22 protein-coding genes and 1 tRNA gene are annotated in these 23,984 nt (G+C 68.5%); 13 read left to right on the top strand and 10 right to left on the bottom strand.

Features of this window, described 5'->3' with window-relative positions; all coding sequences use genetic code 11:
• Nucleotide 1: 1 nt before the first annotated feature.
• The gene (gene nrdH / locus LQZ87_RS10915) at nucleotides 2-235 is read right to left on the bottom strand and encodes a glutaredoxin-like protein NrdH (protein ID WP_120228032.1); all 234 of its coding nucleotides are present in this window, start codon (nucleotides 233-235) and stop codon (nucleotides 2-4) included.
• Nucleotides 236-614: 379 nt separating this feature from the next.
• Between nrdH and LQZ87_RS10920 the strand changes: the two genes are divergently transcribed.
• The 4 genes from LQZ87_RS10920 (at nucleotide 615) to LQZ87_RS10935 (ending at nucleotide 4,801) form a co-directional block, all read left to right on the top strand.
• Entirely contained in the window at nucleotides 615-1,829 is a 1,215-nt protein-coding gene (locus LQZ87_RS10920) for an MFS transporter (protein ID WP_230103504.1), read from the top strand.
• Complete coding sequence (locus tag LQZ87_RS10925) at nucleotides 1,826-2,755, top strand: sugar kinase (RefSeq protein WP_290368264.1); 930 nt, start codon at nucleotides 1,826-1,828, stop codon at nucleotides 2,753-2,755. Before LQZ87_RS10920 ends, LQZ87_RS10925 begins: the two co-directional genes overlap by 4 nt.
• A 139-nt stretch (nucleotides 2,756-2,894) precedes the next feature.
• Entirely contained in the window at nucleotides 2,895-3,650 is a 756-nt protein-coding gene (locus LQZ87_RS10930) for an alpha/beta hydrolase (RefSeq protein WP_230103506.1), read from the top strand.
• Nucleotides 3,647-4,801: an acyl-CoA dehydrogenase family protein gene (locus tag LQZ87_RS10935; protein WP_230103507.1), complete on the top strand. Its 1,155-nt coding sequence runs from the start codon at nucleotides 3,647-3,649 to the stop codon at nucleotides 4,799-4,801. The genes LQZ87_RS10930 and LQZ87_RS10935 overlap by 4 nt, the downstream gene beginning before the upstream one ends.
• A 3-nt stretch (nucleotides 4,802-4,804) precedes the next feature.
• Here LQZ87_RS10935 and LQZ87_RS10940 read toward each other — a convergent pair whose 3' ends face one another.
• Nucleotides 4,805-5,077 (bottom strand): metal-sensitive transcriptional regulator, encoded by a 273-nt coding sequence (locus tag LQZ87_RS10940; RefSeq protein ID WP_230103508.1) that lies wholly within the window; start codon nucleotides 5,075-5,077, stop codon nucleotides 4,805-4,807.
• Nucleotides 5,078-5,111: 34 nt separating this feature from the next.
• On the opposite strand from LQZ87_RS10940, the gene LQZ87_RS10945 reads away from it, so the two are divergent.
• Complete coding sequence (locus LQZ87_RS10945; protein ID WP_230103509.1) at nucleotides 5,112-6,389, top strand: DUF445 domain-containing protein; 1,278 nt, start codon at nucleotides 5,112-5,114, stop codon at nucleotides 6,387-6,389.
• An 18-nt stretch (nucleotides 6,390-6,407) separates the two neighbouring features.
• A complete protein-coding gene (locus LQZ87_RS10950; protein ID WP_230103510.1) occupies nucleotides 6,408-7,316 on the top strand; it encodes an agmatinase family protein in 909 nt (302 codons plus the stop codon).
• A gap of 25 nt (nucleotides 7,317-7,341) precedes the next feature.
• On the opposite strand, the gene LQZ87_RS10955 is transcribed toward LQZ87_RS10950, so the two are convergent.
• Complete coding sequence (locus LQZ87_RS10955; protein WP_230103511.1) at nucleotides 7,342-8,346, bottom strand: LacI family DNA-binding transcriptional regulator; 1,005 nt, start codon at nucleotides 8,344-8,346, stop codon at nucleotides 7,342-7,344.
• A 112-nt stretch (nucleotides 8,347-8,458) separates the two neighbouring features.
• Between LQZ87_RS10955 and LQZ87_RS10960 the strand changes: the two genes are divergently transcribed.
• The 4 genes from LQZ87_RS10960 (at nucleotide 8,459) to LQZ87_RS10975 (ending at nucleotide 13,624) form a co-directional block, all read left to right on the top strand.
• Entirely contained in the window at nucleotides 8,459-9,721 is a 1,263-nt protein-coding gene (locus tag LQZ87_RS10960) for an extracellular solute-binding protein (protein WP_230103512.1), read from the top strand.
• Between the two features lie 2 nt (nucleotides 9,722-9,723).
• Nucleotides 9,724-10,842 (top strand): sugar ABC transporter permease, encoded by a 1,119-nt coding sequence (locus LQZ87_RS10965; RefSeq protein ID WP_230103513.1) that lies wholly within the window; start codon nucleotides 9,724-9,726, stop codon nucleotides 10,840-10,842.
• A 65-nt stretch (nucleotides 10,843-10,907) separates the two neighbouring features.
• Nucleotides 10,908-11,747, top strand: coding sequence for a carbohydrate ABC transporter permease (locus LQZ87_RS10970; protein ID WP_230103673.1), 840 nt, complete (start codon nucleotides 10,908-10,910; stop codon nucleotides 11,745-11,747).
• A complete protein-coding gene (locus LQZ87_RS10975; protein ID WP_230103514.1) occupies nucleotides 11,744-13,624 on the top strand; it encodes a glycogen debranching N-terminal domain-containing protein in 1,881 nt (626 codons plus the stop codon). Before LQZ87_RS10970 ends, LQZ87_RS10975 begins: the two co-directional genes overlap by 4 nt.
• Before the next feature lie 32 nt (nucleotides 13,625-13,656).
• Here the strand turns inward: LQZ87_RS10975 and hutI are convergent, their stop codons facing one another.
• The 3 genes from hutI to hutH are packed head-to-tail and all read right to left on the bottom strand — an operon-like array spanning nucleotide 13,657 to nucleotide 18,057.
• Nucleotides 13,657-14,829 carry an imidazolonepropionase gene (gene hutI / locus LQZ87_RS10980; protein WP_230103515.1) on the bottom strand — a complete coding sequence of 391 codons (1,173 nt, stop codon included), beginning with the start codon at nucleotides 14,827-14,829 and terminating at the stop codon, nucleotides 13,657-13,659.
• Between the two features lie 10 nt (nucleotides 14,830-14,839).
• A complete protein-coding gene (gene hutU / locus LQZ87_RS10985) occupies nucleotides 14,840-16,498 on the bottom strand; it encodes a urocanate hydratase (RefSeq protein ID WP_230103516.1) in 1,659 nt (552 codons plus the stop codon).
• Nucleotides 16,495-18,057, bottom strand: coding sequence for a histidine ammonia-lyase (hutH, locus tag LQZ87_RS10990; protein WP_230103517.1), 1,563 nt, complete (start codon nucleotides 18,055-18,057; stop codon nucleotides 16,495-16,497). The genes hutU and hutH overlap by 4 nt, the downstream gene beginning before the upstream one ends.
• A gap of 61 nt (nucleotides 18,058-18,118) precedes the next feature.
• Here hutH and LQZ87_RS10995 point away from each other — a divergent pair, with 61 nt between their 5' ends.
• From LQZ87_RS10995 to LQZ87_RS11005, 3 genes are all read left to right on the top strand, one after another.
• Entirely contained in the window at nucleotides 18,119-18,886 is a 768-nt protein-coding gene (locus tag LQZ87_RS10995; protein ID WP_230103674.1) for an IclR family transcriptional regulator, read from the top strand.
• A gap of 355 nt (nucleotides 18,887-19,241) precedes the next feature.
• A complete protein-coding gene (locus LQZ87_RS11000) occupies nucleotides 19,242-20,162 on the top strand; it encodes an AEC family transporter (RefSeq protein ID WP_230103518.1) in 921 nt (306 codons plus the stop codon).
• Between the two features lie 44 nt (nucleotides 20,163-20,206).
• Nucleotides 20,207-21,112 carry a metallophosphoesterase gene (locus LQZ87_RS11005; protein ID WP_230103519.1) on the top strand — a complete coding sequence of 302 codons (906 nt, stop codon included), beginning with the start codon at nucleotides 20,207-20,209 and terminating at the stop codon, nucleotides 21,110-21,112.
• A gap of 15 nt (nucleotides 21,113-21,127) precedes the next feature.
• Here the strand turns inward: LQZ87_RS11005 and LQZ87_RS11010 are convergent, their stop codons facing one another.
• From LQZ87_RS11010 to LQZ87_RS11025, 4 genes are all read right to left on the bottom strand, one after another.
• On the bottom strand, nucleotides 21,128-22,201 hold the full coding sequence (locus LQZ87_RS11010) for a PQQ-dependent sugar dehydrogenase (protein WP_230103520.1): 1,074 nt from the start codon (nucleotides 22,199-22,201) through the stop codon (nucleotides 21,128-21,130).
• Nucleotides 22,202-22,271: 70 nt separating this feature from the next.
• Nucleotides 22,272-22,344: transfer RNA gene (locus LQZ87_RS11015), tRNA-Ala, on the bottom strand.
• Nucleotides 22,345-22,398: 54 nt separating this feature from the next.
• The gene (locus tag LQZ87_RS11020) at nucleotides 22,399-23,244 is read right to left on the bottom strand and encodes a hypothetical protein (protein ID WP_230103521.1); all 846 of its coding nucleotides are present in this window, start codon (nucleotides 23,242-23,244) and stop codon (nucleotides 22,399-22,401) included.
• Between the two features lie 103 nt (nucleotides 23,245-23,347).
• Entirely contained in the window at nucleotides 23,348-23,977 is a 630-nt protein-coding gene (locus LQZ87_RS11025) for a GNAT family protein (RefSeq protein ID WP_230103522.1), read from the bottom strand.
• Nucleotides 23,978-23,984: the final 7 nt, after the last annotated feature.

A 23,984-nucleotide genomic window follows, 5' to 3' on the forward strand; every position in this document is an offset into this window, starting at 1 on the left:
CTCAGGCCAGACGGGCTGCGAGCTCGTCGATCTTGTCGGGACGGAAGCCCGACCAGTGGCCCTCGTCGGTGACGACGACGGGCGCCTGCATGTAGCCGAGCGCCTTGACCTGCTCGAGCGCCGCGGCGTCCTCAGAGAGGTCGTGGATCTCGTATTCGATGCCCTTCGCATCGAGCGCGCGATAGGTCGCATTGCACTGCACGCACGAAGGCTTGGTGTAGACCGTGATCGACATATTCATTCCCCTCAGATCCAAGTTTCCGACAGACCCCCCGTCGGGATCTCAATACTACATATGGGTACGGACATTAGGAGTGACCACAAGGGATAGTAGTTACATCCGTGTAGTTTTCCACCGTTCTCCACTGGATACAACACAGGTTGTCCACCATTTCATCCACAGTCCCGAGGTCGGTTTCGAGCCTCGAGAAGCGCGTGATCTCGCGGTTCTCAGGAGCCGTTCAGAAATCCATCCACAGATTGGACGCTACGCCGGGGCTCGGACATCCGAATTCCTGTGGAAACTGCTGCTCGGCGTGTCGCGGGCGTGTCGCGCGGGAGACGCGCGACGGACGCGCGTGCGCACGACGATCGACGCCCACTAGCGTTGTCTCGTGGCGGGATATCGGGACCTTCTTCGCACCCCAGGCGTCGGGCGCATGATCGCCGCTCAGTTGACGGCGCGCTTCCCCAGCGGCATGACTTCACTGGCGGTGCTGCTGCACGTCGAGCAGCAGACCGGTTCGTACGGAGCCGCCGGTCTCGTGCTCGCCGCGACCTCGATCGGGCAGGCCGTCGCCGGGCCGGTGACGAGCCGCTGGATGGGCGTGTGGGGAATGCGCCGCGTCATCTCCCTCACCACGATCGTCTGCATTCTCGCCGTACTCGCACTGGCCCTGCTTCCCCTGAACGTTCCCGGCTACATGGCGTTCGGCCTGCTCGCAGGCCTCTCGACGCCGCCGATCCAATCGGCCGTGCGCACGATCTACCCGAAGCTGGTCAACTCCTCTCAGCTGACCCCGCTGTTCTCCCTCGACGCATCACTGCAGGAGATCATCTGGATCCTGGCGCCCGTCGTCATCACGCTGGTCTCCACCCAGGTCGGCACCACAGAGGGTCTGCTGCTCGTGGCGATCATCCTGGTCCTCGGCTGCGGCTGGTTCATCGCCTCCCCGGAACTCGGCCGCGTCCGCATCCCGCGCAGTCGCCGCAGCCTCGGCAAGGTTCTGCTGAAGCCGCCGGTGCTGCTGGCGACCGTGATCGGCTTCCTCCTCATCGGCGCGTGCGCCGCGGTCGAGGTGGGCGTCGTCGCCACGTTCGAGCACGGGAGCCTGGATGCCGGTCTCGTCCTGGCCGTGTTCTCGGTCGGCAGTCTCGTCGGCGGGCTGTCGTTCGGTCACATCCCGATCGGACCGTGGGCGATGGCGCGCAGACTGATCCTGCTGACCGTCGGACTGGCGCTCACCATGGTCATGCTCAACATCTTCTGGCTCGGCGGAGCGCTGTTCATCGCCGGACTCGGCATCGCCCCTGCCCTCGCCGTGCTGTTCGCGATCACCACGGCGAGCGTGAAGTTCAGCGAGACCGCCGAGGCCTTCGGCTGGGCGGGCACCGGGCAGCTCATGGGCGCAGCTGCCGGCTCCGCCATCGCCGGGTTCCTCGTGGACGGCACAGGAGGAGCCCAGGGCGCTTATCTCGCCGCCGTCCTGTTCGCCGTCGTCGGCGTCATCGTCTCCGCCGCCTTCGTCCGCTACCTGCCGGACCTGCGCGATCGGGATCCCAGCCCCTACCCCGACACCGAACCCGTCACGACGATCACATCCACATGAAAACTTCCGTCTCACCCGAATCCACCTCACCCGAATTCCCCGTGCCCGAGGTCGTCTGCATCGGAGAGACCATGGCTCTCGTCACTCCGACGGACGCAGCGCTCTCCCAGTCCCGCGAAGCGAGCATCGGCCTCGCCGGCGCCGAGTCGAACGTGGCCGCCGGCATCGTCGCCGCCGGCCATCGTGCAGCGTGGGCGTCCCGTCTCGGAGCGGACGCGCTCGGCGCTCGCGTCTCCTCGGAGCTCGCGCGACGAGGCATCCAGCTGTGGACCGAGAACGACGAGGATGCTCCGACCGGTGTCATGTTCAAGGACCCGGGCGCAGATGGCTCTTCCGTCTACTACTACCGCCGCGGGTCCGCGGCATCCCGAATGACATCCGGCTTCCTCGGAGCAGACCGGCTCGAAGGCATCCGGATCGTGCACACCACCGGCATCACGCCCGCTCTCTCTCCGAGCTGCCGCGCGATGGTCGACCAGCTCTTCACCGACGCCCGCGCGGCGGGCGCGCTGGTGTCCTTCGACGTGAACGACCGGCGGCCGCTGTGGTCGCTGGAGGATGCCGCAGACACCCTTGCACGTCTCGCGAACGCGGCCGACATCGCGTTCGTCGGCCGCGATGAGGCCGAACGCGTCTGGGGCACGGCGACGGCATCCGAGATCCGCGCGTTCCTGCCCGGCTGCGCTCTTCTCATCGTCAAGGACGGCGATGTCGGGGCGACGGCCTTCAGTGGCGATTCCGACTCGGTGTTCGTCCCCGCGCCGACGGTCGAGGTCGTCGAGCCAGTGGGCGCAGGCGACGCCTTCGCTGCCGGGTTCCTCGCCGCCACCCTCGAGGATCGGCCACTCGCCGATCGCCTTCAGGCCGGCCACGACGCGGCTGCCAGAGTCCTGCGCATCGCGGCCGACATGCCGCCCATCGGGTGATCGCGCCGCTGCCCGCTCCGACGTCGAAACGGAGAGCGACACGACGCGCGTCGGCGTGTCATCGCCTGGCGCGCCGTCGACACGCCAGATCGTCCGGGTTTTCCGAGCACGGCACCGCGCACCCTCCTAGGCTGATCCCGTGAGCGTTGTGACACTGCCCCGATTGTCGTGGGGCGATCCCGCGTCCGAGAAGACCGCACTGCTCGTGCATGGGCTCGGCTCGTCCGGAGCGCTGATGTGGCGTCTGGGCGACGCGCTGGGGAACGCCGGATGGCACGCGGTCGCGATCGACCTGCGCGGCCATGGCGACGCGCCGCGCGCGCTCGACTACACGGTCGCCGCCTACGCCGCCGATCTGACTGCGACCCGCCCGGCGGGCGCCGATCAATGGGATGCCGTCATCGGACACTCGCTCGGCGGAGCATCCAGCACCGTCGCCGCGGCATCCGACCCGTCCTGGACGAGGCGCCTCGTCCTGATCGACCCGGCCATCCTCGTCGACGGGCGCGATGCGTCGATCGTCCGTCGCAGCCAGGAGCGGGCGTTCTCCGACAACCGGATCGAGGTCGTGCAGTCGGAGCACCCGCACTGGCACCCTCAGGACCACGAGCTCAAGATCGACGCGGTCACCCGGGGCAGCCGCTGGGCCGTCGAGCAGACGAGCGCGCAGAACAAGCCCTGGGACGTCAGGGCGGATGCTGCGCGGCTGACGATCCGAACACACATCATCGGAGCGGACCCCGAGGTGTACAGCCTGTTCACCGGCGGGGTCGCAGCCGAACTGCTCGCCGCGAACGCGAACATCTCGATGTCCGTCGTCACCGGCGCCGGACACTCGCCGCATCGCGACAAGCCGGAAGACACCATCCGCCACCTCCTGGAGGCACTGTCATGAGTTTCGACCCCACTGTCCACCTCCCCGACGACCTGCTCGAGCGCATCCGCGAGCGCGCGCCGATCCACGACCGCGAGAACACGTTCCCCCAGCAGGATCTGGACGACCTCCGGGATGCCGGGTACCTCAAGATCCTCGTTCCGACCGAACGCGGCGGCGCGGGGCTCGGGCTCGAGCAGGCGGCGATCCTGCAGCAGCGGCTGGCGACGGCATCCCCTGCCACGGCGCTGTGCATCAACATGCACCTGGTCTGGACCGGCGTCGCGAAGGTGTTCGGCGACCGCGGCGTGCCGGGGCTCGAGTTCGTGCAGGATGGCGCCGCCCGTGGCGACGTGTTCGCCTTCGGGATCAGCGAGGGCGGCAACGACCTCGTGCTGTTCGGAAGCGACACGGATGCCGCACCGCAGCCGGACGGCTCGTACGTCTTCACCGGAACGAAGATATTCACCTCGCTCGCCCCGGTGTGGACGAAGCTCGGCCTGCACGGGCTCGACACGACGAGCGAGGATGCCCCGAAACTCGTGTTCGCGTTCGTCGATCGAACGGATGCCGTCGTCACCAGCGACGACTGGGACACGCTCGGCATGCGAGCGACCCAGAGCCGCACCACCCGCCTCGACGGAGCCGTCGCGCCGGCATCGCAGATCGTGCGCCGCATCGACCCGGGGCCTTCACCCGATCCGATCGTCTTCGGGATCTTCAGCGTCTTCGAACTGTTGCTCGCCTCGGTCTACACCGGCATCGCCCGCCGCGCTCTGGAGCTGGCGGTGCAGACCGTGCAGAAGCGCACATCGAAGAAGACCGGTCTGGCATACAGCCAGGATCCCGACATCCGCTTGCGGATCGCCGACATGAGCCTCGCGTACGAGGCGCTGCCTCCGCAGATCGCAGCGCTCGCGCGCGACGTCGATCAGCAGGCGGACAACGGCGCCCGCTGGTTCACTCTGCTGTCGGGCACGAAGCACCGCGCGGTCGTGATGGCCAAGCACGTCGTCGATCAGGCGATCCTCACCGCGGGCGGCGGATCCTACTTCTCGTCGAACGAGCTCTCCCGGCTCTACCGCGACGTGCTGGCGGGCATGTTCCATCCGTCGGACCCGGAGTCGGCGCACTCGACCGCGGCGAGCGCGCTGCTCGGTCCGCTCGACTGACTACTACTTCCGCTCGAAGTCGAACGCCTTCAGCAGTTCGTCGACGGCTTGCTCGCGCTCGTCGCCGCCGGATTCGAACATGTGCGTGACGTGCGTGCGCAGGTGGTTCTCCAGCAGCAGGCGGTTCAGTGACTCCAGGGACTTCTGGATGGCGCGGGACTGCGTGATGATGTCCATGCAGTACTCCTCGCCCTCGATCATGCGGGCGACGCCGCGCAGCTGACCCTCCAGGATGCTGGTGCGGTGCAGCGCGCGCTTCTTGATGTCTTCGATCACGAGACGAGGCTACCCCGCGTGCGAGGATGACAGCATGCCGCGCACTCCGATGGCTCTGCTGTCCCCTGCCGATCAGGAACGCCTGCGCGCCCTGCGGGTGATGAAGGCGATCGCACTGGGCGCACTCATCTTCATGGCGATCGTATTCGTCATCGCGTTCTGGCTGCAGGAGCGGCATCCATGGCTCTCGTACGTCCGGGCCGCCGCCGAGGGCGGCATGGTCGGCGCACTCGCGGACTGGTTCGCCGTCACGGCCCTGTTCCGGCGCCCACTCGGGCTGCCGATCCCGCACACGGCGATCATCCCGAACCGCAAGGACGAGATCGGCCGGACGCTCGGCGAGTTCGTCGAGACGAACTTCCTGGCCGCCGACGTGGTGCGCACGAAACTCGCTTCGACGGCGATCGCACTGCGCGCCGGCGAGTGGCTGCAGCAGCCCGCGCACGCCGAACGGGTGGCCGCCGAAGGTTCTGCGATCGCCACGGGTGTTCTGAACGCCCTGAGCGACGACGACGTCCGCGACCTCATCACCGACCTCGCCCGCGAGCACCTCGTCCAGCCGGAGTGGGGGCCGCCGGCCGGCGCCTGGCTCGAGAAGATCGTCGAATCCGACGCGCACCGCGGCGCCATCGATCTCGCCGCCGACAGCATCAGCACGTGGCTCATCGCGAACGAGGACGCGTTCCACGGACTCGTCTCCCGACGCCTCCCCGGCTGGGTGCCGAAGCTCGCGCACCGGTTCGTGGATGACACGGTGTACCACGAGGCGGTCAAGTTCGTGGATGCCGTGCGCGCCGACCCGCAGCATCCGGCGCGGCTGGCGATCGACGGGTATCTCGCCCGGCTGGCCGAGAACCTGCAGAACGATCCGGTCACCCGCCGAAAGCTCGAGAACGCGAAGGCGTCGCTGTTCGACAGTCCACGCGTCGGGGCCCTGGCGGCCGAGGCCTGGAACACCGCCAAGAACGGGCTGATCCGATCGCTCGCCGATCCGCAGAGCAGCCTCCGCCTGCGGGCGGTGCAGGCGCTCGAAGAGGTCGGCGAACGCCTGACGAAGGATGCCGCGCTGCAGCGCCGCGTGGATTCCTGGGTGTCGGAGGCCGCCGTCTTCCTCGTCGACCGCTACCGGCACGACATCGCGTCGATCATCACCGACACCGTCGAGCGCTGGGATCCGGCCGAGACGACCGAGAAGATCGAGCTCATGGTCGGTCGCGACCTGCAGTACATCCGCCTCAACGGCACCGTCGTCGGGGCGCTGGCAGGGCTTGCCATCTTCTCCATCGCGCACGCCGTGATCCCCGGCGTCTGAAGAACACGGAGTGTGAACATGGCTCTCTCGCAAGACCCGCTGTGGCCTCGTGCCGGTTCCTGGCCGGCCTTCGACGGCGAGGCGAATGCCGTGCTGCTCGGCGTGCCGACGTGGCAGACCTCGCTGTCGCCCACCGGGGCGCACGCGACGCCAGGAGCGATCCGCGAGGCGCTGCAGCGGTACGGCACGACGCTCATGGGTCCGCCGATCCTCGATCTCGCCGATGCCCTGACGATCCAGGATGCCGGCGACGTCGACGAGCCGGATGGCGACGAGGGTGAGGCCGCGACCATCGCACGGGTGCGCGAACTCGCGCCGGCGTTCGTGATCGCCCTTGGCGGGGACAACTCGCTGACCTATCCCGTCGCGCTGGGCTCTGCGGCATCCGGTCTCATCACCTTCGACGCCCACTTCGACCTGCGCGACGGCGTCTCGAACGGCACCCCGGTGCGGCGGCTCGTCGAGGACGCGCCGGCGGCCGCCACCGTGCCGACCGAGCGCATCGATCCGCGTCGGATCGTGCAGATCGGGATCGCCGACTTCGCGAACTCGGCCGCATACGCTCGACGCGCGGCCGACTGGGGCATCCGCGTGATCACGCTCGACGAGCTGCGTCGGCGCGGCATCGACGATGTGGTCGCCGAAGCCGTCGAGGTCGCCGGTGCGGGCGACGGCCCCGTCCATCTCGACATCGATGTGGACGTGTGCGATCGCTCTGTCGCGCCGGGGTGCCCTGCGAGCGTGCCAGGCGGGCTCGCAGCCTGGGAGCTGCGCGCGCTCACCAGGGCGGTTGCCTCCGACGCTCGGGTGGTCAGCGCGGACATCGCCGAAGTGGATGCCACCGCCGACACCGAGGACGGCCGCACCGTGCGCCTGGCCGCCCTGTGCGTGCTGGAGCTGCTCGCCGGGGTCGCCGGGCGGATCTGACCGCTGCGCTCAGCGAACGACGCGCTCAGCGAACGACGAGCTCCGGCTCGATCAGCACGTGCGCGGTCCCGGCCTGCGGCCGGCGCGGCACGACCACATCGCCGGTGCGGCCCATGAGCAAGGTGAGCACTCCGTCTGCCACGTCCTCCGGCCGCTGCTCCACGCTGGAGAAACCGAGGGCGTCAGCGGTCGGTGTGTTGTCGAAGCCGATGACCGGCATCCGTCGTCCTGCCGCGTTCAGGGCGAGCAGCGCGCCGACGGCGAGCGTGTCGCTGACGCAGACGATCGCGTCCGCATCGAACCCGTCATCCAGACTCTGCGCGACCGCACCGCGCGCCGCGGCGACGTCCTCGGTGGCGGTGAGACGCGTGCCCCCGACTCCACCCGCGCGCATCGCCTCGAGCCAGCCGCGCTCGCGATCATCCCCGGTTCCTGAGCCCGACGGCCATCCGAGGAACGCCACACGGCTGCCGTAGGCCAGGGCATGCTTCGTCGCCGCTCGCGTGCCGCCGGCCCCGTCGACGTCGACCCACAGGTGGCGGGGGTCAGCGATGTCGTCCTTCCCCCACGGCCGGCCGAACGACACGAACGGCAGCGCGCGTTCGTCCAGAAGAGGAACCCGTGGGTCATCGCGCACGGTGCCGGTCAGGATCGCCGCATCGATCTCCGAGCTGTCCCACAGCTCCGACAGGCGCGTGTACTCCTCCTCCGCCGACCGTGCCGAGTAAACGAGCATGCGCATGCCGCGCGCGCTCGCGCGCTCGGTGACGGCGTGCACGAATCGGTCCAGCACGACGCCGGAGATGCCGCCGACATACGGGTCGAGCCGGATGCCGATGGTCGAGCTGCGGCGCAGCCTCAGCCTGCGCGCGGGGCCGTGCCGTCGATAGCCCAGCTCGTCGATCGCGGACAGGACGCGGTCCCTGGTGCCCGGGCGCACGACGTCCGGCGTGTTCAGGACGTTGGAGACCGTCTGCCGCGACACACCGGCACGCTCCGCGACGTCCTGTACCGTCGGCGCCTTCGCCATCGGGGCCTCCCGTCCCGCAGGTGCCCTTGACAGCCCCCTGCACCGGATCTAGCGTATTGCATACCGAATTTGATCGTTCAAATTCACCGGACTTTCTTCAAGGGAGAATGCAATGTCACGGCACACCACCCGTTCGGTGCTCGGCACCCTCGCCCTGCTCAGCACCGCAGCTCTCGCGCTCACCGCCTGCGGCTCCGGATTCTCGGACGACACCGGCAGCTCAGCCGAACCCGACTCGCTCACGTCGTCTGACAAGCCGCTCAGCATCCTCATCGGGTCATCCGGTGACGCCGAGACCGACGCGGTCGACGCGGCCGTCGCAGCGTGGTCGAAGGACTCAGGGGTCAAGGCGACCGTCACCGCCGCCAGCGACCTCAACCAGCAGCTGTCGCAGGGATTCGCCGCCGGCTCCCCCGCCGACGTGTTCTACCTGTCGACCGACGCTCTCGCCGGATACGCGTCGAACGGGTCGCTGCTCGCCTACGGCGATCAGCTGAAGAACAAGGACGACTTCTACCCGAGCCTGCAGACCTCCTTCACCTACGACGACGAGCTCTACTGCGCTCCGAAGGACTTTTCGACGCTGCAGCTCATCATCAACACCGACATGTGGGATGCTGCTGGCCTCACCGACTCCGACATCCCCACCGATTGGGATCAGCTGACCTCCGTGGCGAAGAAGCTCACCGCAGACGGGCACGTCGGCCTCAGCATGGGCGGCGAGTACGCCCGCGTCGGCGCCTTCATGGTCGCCGCTGGAGGCGGCCTGATGAACGCCGACTCCACGGAGGCCACCGCGACCGCCGACGGCAACGTCGCGGCGCTCGATTACCTCAAGGGCATGCTGAACGACGGTGAGATGAAGTTCGCCGCGGACCTCGGCACCGGATGGGGCGGCGAGGCGTTCGGCACGCAGAAGGCCGCCATGGTCGTCGAGGGCAACTGGATCACCGGCGCCATGACGAACGACTACCCCGACGTGAAGTACAAGGTCGCAGAGCTGCCGGCCGGCCCTGATGGCGACATGGGAACTCTCCAGTTCACGAACTGCTGGGGCATCGCAGCCGACAGCCCGAATCAGGAGGCGGCGCTCGACCTCGTCGAGTACCTGACGTCGACCGATCAGCAGCTCGCATTCTCGAAGGCGTTCGGCGTGATGCCGTCGATCCAGTCCGCAGCCGATCAGTGGAAGAGCGACAACCCGACTCTGGCGCCCTTCCTCGCCGGCGCCGACTACGCGATGAGCATGCCCACCATCAAGGGCGCGGCTGACGTCGTCACCGACTTCAACAGCAAGATCGGCGCACTCGCGACGGCCGACCCGCAGGCGATCCTCGACTCGGCGCAGAAGAACCTCGAAGCACTTCTGAAGTGATCATGGCCGCCTCCGATGTGCGGTCCCACCGCGGCCTCCGCCGCGGCGAGACCGCATCGGGGTGGCTGTTCACCGCCCCGATGCTCATCCTGCTGGGAGTCTTCCTCGTCGTTCCCGTTCTCATGGCGCTGTGGGTGAGCGTCAGCGACTGGGGAGGGCGCGGTTCACCGTTCGCCGGTTCGGTGTCGTTCGTCGGGCTCCGCAACTACGGCACACTGCTGGTCGGCGGAGGACTGGACGAGCAGGACTTCGGCATGAGCCTGAAGAACAACGCCTGGTACGCGCTGCTCGTCGTGCCGTGCCAGACCGCGCTCAGTCTCTTCCTCGCCGTCCTGGTGAACCGGCAGATCCTCAAGGGCCGAGGCTTCTTCCGCACCGCCTTCTACTTCCCGTCCGTCACCAGCTCGGTCGCCATCACCGTCCTGTTCCTGTTCCTGTTCTCGACGACGGGTGCGATCAACGCGGCGCTCGGCTGGCTCGGCATCAACGGCCCGAACTGGCTCAACGACCCCTCCGGGATCTTCCACTTCGGAGCGACCTCGGGCCCTGCCGCCCTGACAGGCAACGACGTGCTGGGCGTCTCGCTCTGGGACTGGATCGGCGGCCCGAGCGTGGCGATGTGCGTGTACATCATCATGGCCGTGTTCACCACGAGCGGCACGTTCATGCTGCTGTTCCTCGCGGCCCTTCAGAACATCTCGGGCGAGGTGCAGGAGGCTGCCATGACCGACGGCGCGAACGGGTGGCAGCGCTTCTGGCAGGTGACGCTGCCGCAGCTGCGTCCGACGCTGTTCACGGTTCTGACGCTCGGACTGATCGGCACCTGGCAGGTGTTCGACCAGATCTACACCGGCAGCCGCGGACAACCGGGCAAGACCACGCTGACGCCCGCGTACCAGTCCTACCAGGCCTCGTTCATCAATCAGGACTGGGGGCAGGGTGCCGCGATCGCGTTCATCCTGTTCGTCATCATCATCCTGCTCACGCTGCTGCAGCGCTGGGTTCTCCGTGAGCGTCCGGTCTCGCGCCGGCGTGCACGTCCGTATCAGGCCGCTGTCGCAGCGGCGACCGCCCGCGAGTCGGCGGCCGCGGCATCCGCCGCTGAGGAGGCCAGATCATGACCGCGATCGATCCCGCCACCGATACCGCTGCTGCTCCGTCGGCGGCCCCGGCGCGCCGCGCCGGCATGAGCAGCGGAACGAAACGGATTCTCACGACGTCGATCCTCTACGCCGTCCTGGTCGTGCTCGCTCTTGTGTACATCTACCCGTTCCTCATCCAGGTCGCCACGAGCTTCAAGACCGATCCGGATGCGGCGGCCAACCCGCTCTCCCTCGTGCCGCAGACCTTCACGACAGAGGCGTACGCGCAGCTGTTCCTGCGCAGCGACTACCCGACGTGGTTCCGCAACTCGGTCGTCGTCACGGTCGTCGTGACCCTCGGACGCGTGTTCTTCGTCTCGCTCGCCGGCTATGCCCTCGCCAGGCTGCAATTCCGCGGCCGCGGGGTCGTGTTCGCCGGACTCGTCGCTGTCATGAGCGTTCCGGCGGTCGTTCTGCTGATTCCGAAGTTCCTCGTGATCAAGCAGCTCGGCATCTACGACTCGTACGCCGGCATGATCCTGCCGCTCCTCGTGGACGCGGCAGGCGTGTTCATCATGAAGAACTTCTTCGAGTCCATTCCCGCCTCCGTCGAGGAGCAGGCCCGCATAGACGGGGCCGGAACGTTCCGGGTGTTCTGGTCTGTGGTGCTGCCGATGGCGCGTCCGGCGCTCATCACGATCATCATCCTGTCGTTCCAGGGGTCGTGGAACGAGCTGGCGCACTTCATCATCTCGACGCAGTCGCCGGATCTCACAACACTGACCAGAGGCGTCGCGCAGCTCGCGAACGGACAGCTGAGTCAGGGCAAGCAGTATCCGCTCAAGCTCGCGGCGGCGCTCATCATGACCATCCCGGTTGCGGTGATGTTCTTCATCTTCCAGAAGCGCATCATGAACACCAGCGAAGGAGCGGTGAAGGGATGACGATCACGCCTCTCCAGCCGCTCCTGAACGACGCGACCATCATCCTCCGGGCCCCGACCCAGGTCTGGTCGGATGCCGCAGGGAGGATGGGTGCGTCGCCCATCCACGGCATCTATCACGGCGATGTCCGCCACGTCCGGTCGGTGGCGACCGGTGTGGACGGCACGGAGCTGGAATCGATCGCGTGCGCGACCCCCACGGCGCAGACCGCGGTGTTCACCGATGTGCTGCGCGGCATCGATGACGATCAGGCCGACCCCAAGGTGCGCATGGATCGCGAGCGCCTCGTCGCCGCTGGGTCGTTCCACGAGCGGATCGTGGTGTCATCCGCCCGCGACGTCTCGCTCTCGGTGAGACTGACCGTGACCATCGCGCCGGACTTCGCGCCGCTCCAGCAGGTGAAGGCCGGGATTGCCGGCGCAGACGAATGGACCTGGGACGGGACACGAGTCCGGTCAGCCACGGCGTCGTTCACCGTCGAGGCCGCGGATGCTGCGATCTCGATCGAGGATGCGGAGTCGGCGCCGGGTGCCGGCATCCGGCTTCGCTGGCAGGTCGATGTGCCGCCACGTGGACGCGTCGAACTCGACTGGGCTCTCGCGTTCGAGGACGCGACGCTCGTGGTGGGTGCGCCGACGTCGGTTGCCGACGCAGTCCACGTCGCGACGAGCGACTCCCGCGTGCGACGCTGGCTCGACCGAGCCGCCGGTGACCTCGCGGCGCTGCGGCTGTCTGCTCCGGAGCATCCGGACGACGCCTTCTACGCGGCCGGAGCGCCCTGGTTCTTCACCCTGTTCGGTCGCGATTCGATCTGGGCGGCGCGACTCGCGCTCGCACTCGACCCCGAGATCGCAGCCTCCACCCTGCGCGTGCTCGGCCGCCTTCAGGGCACGAAGACGGATGCCGCAACCGCTGAGGCGCCGGGCAAGATCCCCCACGAGCTGCGCAGCGCCGCGCTGTCGCTGCCGAACGAGGGCGTGCATCTGCCGCCGCTGTACTACGGCACCGTGGATGCGACGCCGCTCTGGGTGTGCCTGCTGGCCGATGCTCGGGATGCCGGACTCTCGGACGCGGATCTGCGCGATCTGCTGCCCAACCTGCGCGCAGCACTGGACTGGATGATCGTGCACGGCGACGCCTCGGGCAGCGGGTTCATCGACTACGTCGACCAGACGGGGCACGGCCTCGCGAACCAGGGCTGGAAGGACTCAGGAGACTCGATCCAGTGGCAGGACGGGCACCTGGCCGAGGGCCCGATCGCGCTGAGCGAGGTGCAGGGCTACGCCTACGAGGCCGCGATGCGCGGGGCGGAGCTGCTCGATGCACTGGACGAGCAGGGCGGCGACGATCTGAGACAGTGGGCGGCCGACCTGCGCCGGAGGTTCCGTGCAGCGTTCTGGGTGGAGACCTCGGAGGGCCGGTACCCGGCGATCGCCCTCGATGCGCATGGAGCCGCGGTCGATTCGCTCTCGAGCAACATCGGCCATCTGATCGGCACCGGCATCCTGGATCCCGACGAAGAGCGCGCGTGCGCGGAGGTGCTCATCTCGCCGACGATGTCGAGTGGATATGGCATCCGCACGCTGTCCACCGGGGCCGCCGGGTACTGGCCGCTCAGTTATCACGGCGGCAGCGTCTGGGCGCACGACACGGCCATCGCCGTGCACGGGATGCTGCGCGCCGGGCTCACCGCCGAGGCCGCCGTTATCGCTCGCGAATTGGTCGACTCCGCCGAAGGCTTCGACTACCGCGTCCCGGAGCTGCAGTCCGGTGATTCCAGGATTCCCGGTGGCATCCCGGTGCCGTACCCCGCCGCGTGCCGGCCTCAGGCGTGGTCAGCGGCAGCCGCCGTGGTGTGCGCCCAGGCACTGGGTTGATCTCGCGCTGCTGTTTCCTGCTTCGCGACCGGCTACGCGACGGGGACGCCGTCCTTCCATACCTGCCTGACCAGCGGAACCCCTGGCCGGTACGACAGGTGCACGTGGCTGGGCGCGTCCAGCAGCACAAGATCGGCGCGGAAACCGGGCGCGATCATGCCGATGTCGTCCCGCCGCAGCGCCGCCGCTCCCCCGGCGGTCGCCGCCCACAGCGCTTCGGCCGGAGTCATGCCCATGTCGCGGACGGCGACGGCGATGCAGAACGGCATGGACGAGGTGAAACTCGACCCGGGATTCGTGTCGCATGCGAGCGCGACGGTGACGCCGGCGTCGATGAGTCGGCGCGCGTCGGGGTACGGCTGTCGCGTGGAGAACTCGACGCCGGGCAGCAGCGTGAGAACGGTGTCGGATGCTGCGAGCGCCTCGATGTCGGAGTCGGTCAGGTACGTGCCGTGGTCGACGGATGCCGCGCCGAGCTCGATCGCCATCCGCACGCCGTCGCTGGGCCCGAGCTGGCCGGCGTGCACGCGCGGCGCGAGTCCACGGGCGATGCCGGCTTCGAGCACACGGCGCGACTGCTCCACCGTGAACGCCCCGGTCTCGCAGAACACGTCGATCCAGCGGGCGTGCGGGGCGCAAGCCTCCAGCATCGGGCCGGTGACGAGGTCGACATAGCCGTCCGCGTCTTCGACGTACTCCGCAGGCACCACATGCGCGCCGAGGAACGTGACCTCGGGTGTGACCTCGGCAGCGAGCCGGACGAGGCGCAGCTCTGTCTCGACGTCCAGGCCGTACCCGCTCTTGATCTCGACGGTCGTGGTGCCCTGCGCATGCATCTCGGCGATGAAGCCGCGCAGCCGTGCACGCAGATCGTCGTCGCTCGCACCCCTGGTCGCGGCGACGGTCGAACGGATGCCGCCGGCGGCATACCTCTCTCCCGCCATCCGCGCTTCGAATTCCGCGGCACGATCACCGCCGAACACGATGTGACTGTGACTGTCCACGAACCCGGGAACGACGGCACGGCTCTCGGCATCCACCTCGACGTACCCGCCTGGTTCCGTGGGAGCATCGTCCACCGGGCCGACCCACGCGATCCGGTCGTGCTCGACGAGGATCGCGGCGTCGCGGATGATCCCGGCACTGCCGTCAAGCTGCACCGTGCAGGTGCTCAACTCACCGATGTTCGTGATCAGCGTGCGCATGGTGACATCCTCACAGCATCGGCACGTTCAGGCCGCGCTCGCGCGCGACCTCACGGGCACGCTCGTACCCGGCATCCACATGGCGCATGACGCCGGTACCAGGATCATTCGTGAGCACCCGCTCGAGCTTCTCTGCGGCGAGCGCGGTGCCGTCGGCGACAGTCACCTGGCCGGCGTGGATGCTCCGACCGATCCCGACCCCTCCGCCGTGGTGCAGCGACACCCACGAGGCCCCGGATGCCGTGTTCAGCAGCGCGTTCAGCAGCGGCCAGTCCGCGATCGCATCCGAGCCGTCGGCCATGGCCTCGGTCTCGCGGTACGGAGAGGCCACGGATCCGGCATCCAGATGATCACGGCCGATCACGATCGGCGCCGTCAGCTCGCCCGAGGCGACCATCTCGTTGAACCTAAGGCCGGCGAGGTGGCGCTCCTTGTATCCGAGCCAGCAGATGCGCGCCGGCAGTCCCTCGAAGTGCACCTTCTCGGCTGCCTGGTCGAGCCAGCGGTGCAGGGCGGCGTCCTCAGGGAACAGCTCCTTGACGGCGCGGTCGGTCGCGGCGATGTCTGCCGGATCCCCGGAGAGCGCGACCCAGCGGAACGGCCCCTTGCCCTCGGCGAACAGCGGCCGGATGTATGCCGGCACGAACCCGGGGAACGCGAACGCCCGCTCGAAGCCGCCGAGCTCGGCCTCACGACGTATGGAGTTGCCGTAGTCGAAGACGGCGGCACCGGCATCCTGGAATCCGACCATCGCGGCGACGTGCTCCGCCATCGACGCGCGTGCACGATCGGTGAATCCGGAAGGGTCGCGCTCGGCCTCGGCCTTCCAATCCGCGACAGCGACTCCCTGCGGCAGATACGCGAGCGGATCGTGCGCGCTGGTCTGATCGGTGACGATGTCGATCGGGATGCCGCGGCGCAGCAACTCGGGGAAGACATCGGCGGCGTTGCCGACGACCCCGACGGACAGCGCCGTGCCGGCATCCTTGGCGGCGAGGACGTCGGCGACGGCCTGATCGAGATCGGCCGTATAGCGGTCGAGGTACCCGTGCTCGACGCGACGTGCGAGGCGGGTCTCGTCGACGTCGACGATCAGCACCGCTCCCCCGTTCATCGTCACGGCAAGCGGCTGCGCGCCGCCCATTCCGCCAGCGCCTCCGGTGAGGGTGAGTGTCCCCGCGAGTGAGTCGCGGCCGGAGCTTGTTGAAGAGCCGAGCGAGCGCGCGACGGCCGCGAACGTCTCGTATGTGCCCTGCAGGATGCCCTGGGTGCCGATGTAGATCCAGGAACCTGCCGTCATCTGCCCGTACATGGTCAGGCCCAGTGATTCGAGGCGGCGGAACTCCGGCCACGTCGCCCAGTCGCCGACGAGGTTCGAGTTCGCAATCAGCACGCGCGGCGCCCACTCGTGCGTGCGGAAGACGCCGACCGGCTTGCCGGACTGCACGAGCAGGGTCTCGTCGGGCTCCAGCTCGTCGAGGGTGCGCACGATCGCGTCGTACGCCTCCCAGCTGCGCGCGGCGCGTCCGGTGCCGCCGTAGACGACGAGGTCCTCCGGGTGCTCGGCGACCTCGGGGTCGAGGTTGTTCATCAGCATGCGCTTGGCGGCCTCGGCGCCCCAGCTCTTGGCGGTGCGCTCCGGTCCGCGTGCGGCGTGGATGTCTTTCATGAGTTCTCCTTGGCGGCGATGGATGACAGCGCGGTGATGGATGACAGCGCGCTGCGGGCGACGGCGCCCGAACGGACGAGTTCGGTGACGGCTTCCATCTCGGGTGAGAGGAATCGGTCGGGGCCGGGGCCGGCGGCCACGGTGCGGACGAGGTCGCGAACGGCCCCGGTGGCTGGTCCTGCCTCGAGCGGTGCTCTGAGGTCGAGCGCGCGAGCCGCCGTGATGACCTCGATCGCGAGAACGCGGGCGAGCCCGTCGATCGCTCGACGCAGCTTGCGCGCTGCGGCCCACCCCATCGACACGTGGTCCTCCTGCATGGCGGAGGACGGGATCGAGTCGACGGATGCCGGAACGGCGAGCCGCTTGAGCTCGGAGACGATCCCCGCGGCGGCGTACTGCGCGATCATGAGCCCTGAGTCCACGCCGACCTCGTGCGCGAGGAACGGCGGCAGACCGTGGCTGCGTGCGGGGTCGAGCGCACGATCGGTGCGGCGCTCCGACACCGACGCGACGTCGGCGACCGAGATCGCCAGGAAGTCGAGGACGGCCGCGACCGGCGCCCCGTGGAAGTTGCCGTTCGACTCGATGCGGCCGTCAACTGTGACGACGGGGTTGTCGATGACGCTCGCGAGCTCGCGCGAGGCGATCATCGCGGCGTGCGTCATGGTGTCGCGTGCTGCCCCGTGCACCTGCGGAGCGCAGCGCAGCGAGTAGGCGTCCTGCACGCGGCCGTCCTCGGGTCCGCGGTGGCTCGCGACCATCGGCGAACCGGCGAGGAACGCGCGGATGTGCGAGGCGGACACCGTCTGCCCGTCCTGCGGGCGCAGAGCCATGAGGTCGGCGGCGAACACGGCATCGGTTCCGAGCTGGCTCTCGACCGACATGGCCGCCGCCACGTCGGCAGTCGTGATGAGCGTCTCGAGGTCGTGCAGGGCGAGAAGCAGCATCCCGAGCATCCCGTCGGTGCCGTTGATGAGCGCGAGCCCCTCCTTCTCCTCGAGGACCAGCGGCTCGATGCCTGCGTCGGCGAGGGCGTCGGATGCCGGGATAAGCGCGTCACCCACCCGGACATCGCCCTCTCCCATCGCCGCGAGCGCGATGTGCGCCAGAGGTGCGAGGTCGCCGGAGCATCCGAGCGACCCGTACTCGCGGACGATCGGGGTGATGCCGGCGTTGAGCATCGCGGCGTAGGTCTCCGCGACCACGGGCCGTACGCCGGTGCGTCCGGAGGCGAGGGTCTGCAGTCGCAGAAGCTGCAGTGCACGCACGACCTCGGTCTCCACCTCTGCCCCGGTGCCTGCGGCGTGCGAGCGGATGAGGCTGGCCTGCAGCTGACGGCGGCGCTCAGGGGCGATGAACGTGGTGGCGAGCGCGCCGAATCCTGTCGAGACGCCGTAGTGCGGGTTCGGGTCGGCGGCGAGTCCGTCGATGACGCTCCGCGTCTCGGCGATGCGTCCGCGCGCCTCGTCCGCGATCTCGATCAGGGCGCCGTCTCGAGCGACGGCGACGACCTGTGCGGGGGTGAGCACGCCTGCGCCGATGCGAATGGGTTGTGACATGACTCGATTCCACACCTCACCGATGGCGGCGGACACTGCGGCATGGCATCCTGTGTCTGTGATCCCAGACAATACGCGAACGGCCCCGCAGGTCCCGGCAGCCGACCAGACGCTGCGGATCCTGCGTCACCTGGCGACGCGTCCTGCCCCGGTCGCGGCATCCGCCATCGCTCGCGATCTCGACCTCCCGCGTTCGAGCGTCCACCACCTGCTCAACACGCTCTGCGACCACGGATTCGTGCTGCACCTTCGTGAAGCGCGGCGGTGGGCGCTGGGCACGTCGGCATCCGAGCTCGCCGGCGGTTTCGCCCGCCAGCAGCCACTGGCCAGGCTCGGCCGCCCGCTCGTCGCGGCCCTTGCCGACCGACTCGGAGAGAGCACGCACCTCGGTGTGCTGAGCGGCTCCGATGTCGTCTACATCGTCGAGGAGCGAGCACCGCGTCGGCCTGCGCTCGTCACCGACGTCGGCGTGCGCCTGCCTGCGCATCTGACGGCGACGGGGCGTGCCATGCTCGCCGCGCTCCCCCGCGAACAGGTACGGGCGCTGTATCCCCACGCGTCGGCGTTCTCCACGCGGACGGGGCTCGGCCCCGGTCGGGCCGGCGAACTGCGCGAACTGCTGCGCAGCATCCGCGCCGCCGGATACGCCTCAGAGGACGGTGAGGTCACGAGCGGCACGCGGTCGGTCGGCGCAGCGGTGCTCGACGCTTCCGGGTGGCCGGTGGCGGCCGTCGCCGTCACCTGGTCGAGCGGCTCGGGGCCGGCCGAGGCCGACGCGGCGAAGACCGTCATCGAGACGGCTGCGGAGCTTCAACGCCGCCTGAGGTGACCGACCGGTGGACGTGGTGAGGGGAGCCGCAGCTCACCAGTCCGCGACTCCCCCAGGGGCCAGGCCTTCGTCGGGTCAGCCTGCCGCGCCCTTGCGGGGCTTGATGAAGGATTCCGGCGCCTGCTTGGCGCGCTTGGCTGCTCGCTTCTCCTTGAGCGTCAGCTGCGCTGTCTTCTTGCCCGTCTTCACTGTCGGCGTCTTTCCTGCCATTGGGACTCGCTTCCCCTCTCGTATCGGCTGGCGTGTGTGCCACCGACCATAGCCGGTTCCCAAGGGAAGTCAAATTACCCGGTGAGAAGGAAAAAACGGAATCTCGCGGCGAGACGCCGGAACGGCCGAGCACTAGGCTCGAGAAGTGCTCGAGACTCTGACCGGATTCGCCGTCGTCGGACTCGCGATCGCCGTCGGGTACATCCTCGGTCGCATCGACCTCCTCGGCCCTGGCGCACGGCATGTGCTCGGCCGGCTGACCTTCTTCGTCCTGTCGCCCTTCCTGCTGTTCACGGTTCTCGCGCAGGCGGATGCACGTGTGCTGTTCTCGTCGCTCCTGCCGGTATCGGCGATCGCTGCGATCGCGGTCATCGGCGCGTACGCACTGGTCGCTCGCCTGGCCTGGAAGCGACCGATCGGTGAGACGGTCATCGGCGCGCTGTCCGCTGGGCAGGTGAACTCGAACAACATCGGCATCCCGCTGTCGCTGTACCTGCTCGGCAGCGCCGCCTACCCGGCGCCGGTGATCCTCATGCAGCTGCTGGTCTTCACGCCGATCTCACTGACGATCCTCGACACGGTGACGAGCGGACGCACCTCTGCGTGGCGCACGTTCGTCCGCACGGCGACGAATCCGATCATCGTCGGCTCGGCGCTCGGCACACTCGTCTCGGTGCTCGGCATTCAGCTGCCGCCGATCGTGATGGAGCCGGCGACCCTGATCGCGAACGCTTGCGTACCCGTGCTTCTGATCAGCTATGGCATCTCTCTTTTCGGGCAGAGGGTGCTCGGCACCTCGGGGCATCGGCGAGACGTTCTTCTCGCGAGCACGTTGAAGCTGCTGGTCATGCCGGTGATCGCCTGGGTCGTCGCGGAGTTCCTGTTCGGCCTGTCGGCGCATGAGGTGCTGATCGTGGTGGTGCTGGCGGCGCTTCCCACGGCGCAGAACGTGTTCAACTACTCGCAGCGGTACGACATCGGCGAGTCCATCTCCCGGGACACGGTGTTCATCACGACGGTCGGGTGCATCCCGGTGCTGCTGGCTGCGACCCTGATCCTCGGGTGAGATGTCGCGGGTGAGATGTCACTGCTTTCTGGCAGAGTGAGTGCATGAGCGGTCTGCGAATCCTGCATCTCAGCGACACGCATTTCTCCGGAGACGGCGGGCGCCATTACGGAGTCGTCGACACGGCGGAGCACCTTCGCCGTGCACTCGCGCAGGTCGGGCATCTGCTGTTCGACCTCGTGGTCGTCTCGGGCGATGTGAGCGAGGACGGCACCGAGGAGTCGTACCGGCACGTCCGCGAGCAGCTCACGCCGTGGGCGCAGGCGCGCGGAGCGCGCCTCGTCTTCGCGATGGGCAATCACGACAGGCGCGAGGCCTTCCGTGCGGTTCTGGGCGGCGGACAGCCGGATGCCGGTGAGCAGGAGCTCGCGGGCATCGATCTGGAGCGCCCGGTGGCATCTGTCGCCACGCACGAGGGGTGGCGCGTCATCGTCCTCGACAGTTCGGTGCAGGGCGTCGGGTTCGGCGGTCTCGAGGATGAGCAGAAGCAGTTCCTGCGCGAGACGCTTGTCACCCCGGCAGAGAACGGCACCGTCGTCGTCGTGCACCACCCTCCCGTGGGCGCCCAGACCGATCTGCTGCAGGCGCTCGCCCTGGATGAGCAGGACGGACGCGACCTCATCGACATCGTCGCGGGCACGGACGTTCGCGTCATCCTCTCTGGTCATTACCACTTGCCGATCACGGAGTTCGTGGCGGGGGTGCCCGTCACCGTCGCCCCAGGCGTGACCAACGTCTCATGCGGGTTCGGCGACCCGGCGGAGGAAGCGGCGATCAACGGCTTCGGCGGATCGGTCGTGACGATCGACGGCGATCGCGTGCGCGTCGTGCCGTTCGTCGAGCGACTGACTCCGGACGAGCTCGTCTTCCATTTCGACGCGGACGTCGTCGCCGACATCATCAGGGATGCCGGGCGGCCTGCTGACCCTGCGGAGTCGCTGGCTCCCTGAGCGACTCCGATCTTCTCAGAGGGCGGGATCGAACCGCACGATGCGATCGTCGTCGAGCCCTGGACTCCCGCGACCGTCGGTGTTGTTGGTCAGCACCCAGAGCGCGTCATCGGGCGCGACGACGACGTCACGCAGCCGGCCGTACTCGCCGGTCCAGAGCTCGGTGGAGGCCGTGAGGTCGTCGAGCGGCACCTGTCGCAGCCGCTCGCCTCGGAGGTTCGCGATGAAGATGCAGCCGCCCGCGACCGCGATGCCGCTCGGGCTCGCTTCGGCGGGCTGCCATTGCTGCACGGGGTCGATGTAGCGTTCGTCCTCTGCGATCCCCTCGACCTCGGGCCAGCCGTAGTCGCCGCCGGCCTCGATGACGTTGAGCTCGTCCCAGGTGTCCTGCCCGAACTCGGACGCGTACATCGTGCCGTCGGCATCCCAGGCGATGCCCTGCGGGTTGCGGTGCCCGTAGCTGTACACGTAGGAGCCGGGGAACGGGTTGTCTGCGGGGGTATCGCCGTCCGGGGTCATGCGCAGGATCTTTCCGCCCAGGCTGTCCAGGTCCTGGGCGGATGGGCGGTCTCCTGCGTCGCCCGCTGTCGCGTACAGCATCCCGTCCGGTCCGAACGCGATGCGGCCGCCGTTGTGATTGCCGGCCGACGGGATGCCGTCGAGCACGGTCTCCGGATCCCCGACGCTCACGCTGCCGGACCCTCCCTCGATCGGGAAGCGCACGATGCGGTTGTCGTCGACGGATGTGAAGTACGCGTAGAGGTGGTCGTCGCGCACGGCGATGCCGAGGAGGCCGCCCTCGCCGGACGGCTGGACCCCCGGCACCACGACGACCTCGCGCGCTGCGCCGGTGTCGTCGAGCTCGACGATGCGTGCCGTGTCGCGTTCGCTGACGAGCGGGATGTCGTCGAAGAACGCCACGGACCACGGCACGTCGAGCCCGTCGGCGACGGCGGTTGGGGCGCCTGCAGAGGCCACCCCTGGTGTTGCAGCATCCGTGTCCGGTGAGACGTCCGACTGCGGAGCACACGACGCGAGGACGAGCACGGCCACAGCAGCCGCGGCACCCAGTACAGCCCTCGCATTCATGCTCGGAGCCTACGACTTCTCGGGGGAATGAGTGAAGCCCCCGGCAGCTGCCTGGGGGCTTCACGTTCGGTGGACCTAAGGGGATTCGAACCCCTGACCTCCTCGATGCGAACGAGGCGCGCTACCAACTGCGCCATAGGCCCATGAACCTCAGCTAGATTATCACGCTCGAAAGGGGCGTTGCGCCGAGGCGATGCTCAACCGGCCGCGCGCCGCTGCAGCAGTTGACGGACGTGCCGCTCGATCTCGTCGTCGTCCACGAAGCCCATGCGTGCGTACGGCGAGGCAGGCTGTTCCGCGGGTGGAGCGGGAGCAGCAGGCAGCGAGATCGGCTCCGCCGGAGCCATCTGCGCTGCGCGCTTGCGCAGCTCGGCCATGCGCTCAGCCCGAACCAACTCGCGCTTCGCTTCGATCTCGGCCTGGGCGGTCTGCGCCAGCGATCCGCTGACGGATGCCATCGGCGCCGGCAGTGGACGCGGCGTCCACGACGCGCGCCCCTGATCGTGCAGAGGCGGCGAGACGCGCGGCGCATTGTCCGCCAGGACGGTCGCTGCGGGCCGGTTCAGCGCGCGGCGCGCAACGGACGCCATCTTCTGCAGCGTGATGGCTGCCGCGACGGCCACAGCGCCACCGATCCAGATCAGCACCGCAGATGCGACGGCGATCTGCTGCCAGACCCCGAGTCCGGCGAGTGCGAGCCCCACCACAAGCACGGATGCTGCGACAATACGGACCCGCCGACGTGCGCGCGCCTGGCGGAGCACAGGATCGGCGCTGGCAGCGGCGAGTTCGGCTCGAAGCTGCACGAGTTCTGCGGCTTCCTTCTCCGACTGCAGCCGCTTGGCGAGCTTCTGCTGCGCGAGCGCGGTGCGGGCGTTGAGCTCCAGGCGCACCTCTTGGGGCGTCTCGCTCGTCTCGGCGAGAACGCGAAGAGCCTGATTCAGGCGAACGGCGTTCCGTTCGGCGGCGTTGTACTGATACCGGCCGCGCCATGACGGCAGCAGATAAAGCATCCAGAGCAGCACTGCGACAAGGACGATCACGCCCCCACTCAGCACCGGCCCATTCATAGCCTCAACGGTATTCGACCGCGCCCCGCGCGCCCCTCAGCGCCGGCGCGTGTCGCCCGGCGACATCGGACGGGTTTCAGATCGCGAGTCGATCGGCGGGTGGGATGCTGGCGGCGTCCTGTGGCGCACGGCCGCTGAGCCAGCGCGCCAGCACTCCATCCGGCACATCCTCACGGGTCAGCGCGAACGCGTAGTGATCCCGCCAATCGCCGTCGATGTGGATGTATCGACGCCGGAAGCCCTCGTATCGGAAACCGAGCTTCTGCACGACGCGCAGGCTCGCGGCGTTCTCCGGTCGGATGCAGATCTCCATCCGATGCAGGCCGTACTCGGTGAAGCACGCATCAGTGGCGAGCGCGACCGCGGTCGGAGTGATTCCCCGCCCGGCGAATCGCTCGCTGACCCAGTACCCGATCGTCGCCGAGTTCAACGAGCCGCGGGCCACGCCCCAGACGTTGAGCTGCCCGGCGATCTCACCGTCGTGCAGCATCACGAACGGATAGCCGCCGCCGTCGCGGTACTGCTGGAGGAGCCGCCGGATGCTCAGCCGCATGTCGAACGACGCCGTCCCGCCGGGGATCGTCGCCTCCCACCGCTGCAGCCACGAGCGATTGGCGAGCAGTTCGTTCTGAAGGGTGCGCGCGTCGCGGGTCCTGATGAGCCGCAGCTCCACGGGACCGTGACGATGACCCTGCAGGTATTCCATCGATCTA

This window comes from Microbacterium sp. Bi121, from assembly GCF_918698005.1.
Taxonomy (GTDB): domain Bacteria; phylum Actinomycetota; class Actinomycetes; order Actinomycetales; family Microbacteriaceae; genus Microbacterium.

Bases quoted from the DNA above. Each gene is read 5' to 3' on its own strand.
- LQZ87_RS10965 (WP_230103513.1), top strand. From the start codon at position 9,724: ATGGCCGCCTCCGATGTGCGGTCCCACCGCGGCCTCCGCCGCGGCGAG.
- nrdH (WP_120228032.1), bottom strand. From the start codon at position 235: ATGTCGATCACGGTCTACACCAAGCCTTCGTGCGTGCAGTGCAATGCG.
- hutH (WP_230103517.1), bottom strand. From the start codon at position 18,057: ATGTCACAACCCATTCGCATCGGCGCAGGCGTGCTCACCCCCGCACAG.
- LQZ87_RS10955 (WP_230103511.1), bottom strand. From the start codon at position 8,346: ATGGCGAAGGCGCCGACGGTACAGGACGTCGCGGAGCGTGCCGGTGTG.
- LQZ87_RS10960 (WP_230103512.1), top strand. From the start codon at position 8,459: ATGTCACGGCACACCACCCGTTCGGTGCTCGGCACCCTCGCCCTGCTC.
- LQZ87_RS10970 (WP_230103673.1), top strand. From the start codon at position 10,908: ATGAGCAGCGGAACGAAACGGATTCTCACGACGTCGATCCTCTACGCC.
- LQZ87_RS11005 (WP_230103519.1), top strand. From the start codon at position 20,207: ATGAGCGGTCTGCGAATCCTGCATCTCAGCGACACGCATTTCTCCGGA.
- hutU (WP_230103516.1), bottom strand. From the start codon at position 16,498: ATGAAAGACATCCACGCCGCACGCGGACCGGAGCGCACCGCCAAGAGC.
- LQZ87_RS11025 (WP_230103522.1), bottom strand. From the start codon at position 23,977: ATGGAATACCTGCAGGGTCATCGTCACGGTCCCGTGGAGCTGCGGCTC.
- LQZ87_RS10950 (WP_230103510.1), top strand. From the start codon at position 6,408: ATGGCTCTCTCGCAAGACCCGCTGTGGCCTCGTGCCGGTTCCTGGCCG.
- LQZ87_RS10975 (WP_230103514.1), top strand. From the start codon at position 11,744: ATGACGATCACGCCTCTCCAGCCGCTCCTGAACGACGCGACCATCATC.
- LQZ87_RS10945 (WP_230103509.1), top strand. From the start codon at position 5,112: ATGCCGCGCACTCCGATGGCTCTGCTGTCCCCTGCCGATCAGGAACGC.
- LQZ87_RS10935 (WP_230103507.1), top strand. From the start codon at position 3,647: ATGAGTTTCGACCCCACTGTCCACCTCCCCGACGACCTGCTCGAGCGC.
- LQZ87_RS11010 (WP_230103520.1), bottom strand. From the start codon at position 22,201: ATGAATGCGAGGGCTGTACTGGGTGCCGCGGCTGCTGTGGCCGTGCTC.
- LQZ87_RS10925 (WP_290368264.1), top strand. From the start codon at position 1,826: ATGAAAACTTCCGTCTCACCCGAATCCACCTCACCCGAATTCCCCGTG.
- hutI (WP_230103515.1), bottom strand. From the start codon at position 14,829: ATGCGCACGCTGATCACGAACATCGGTGAGTTGAGCACCTGCACGGTG.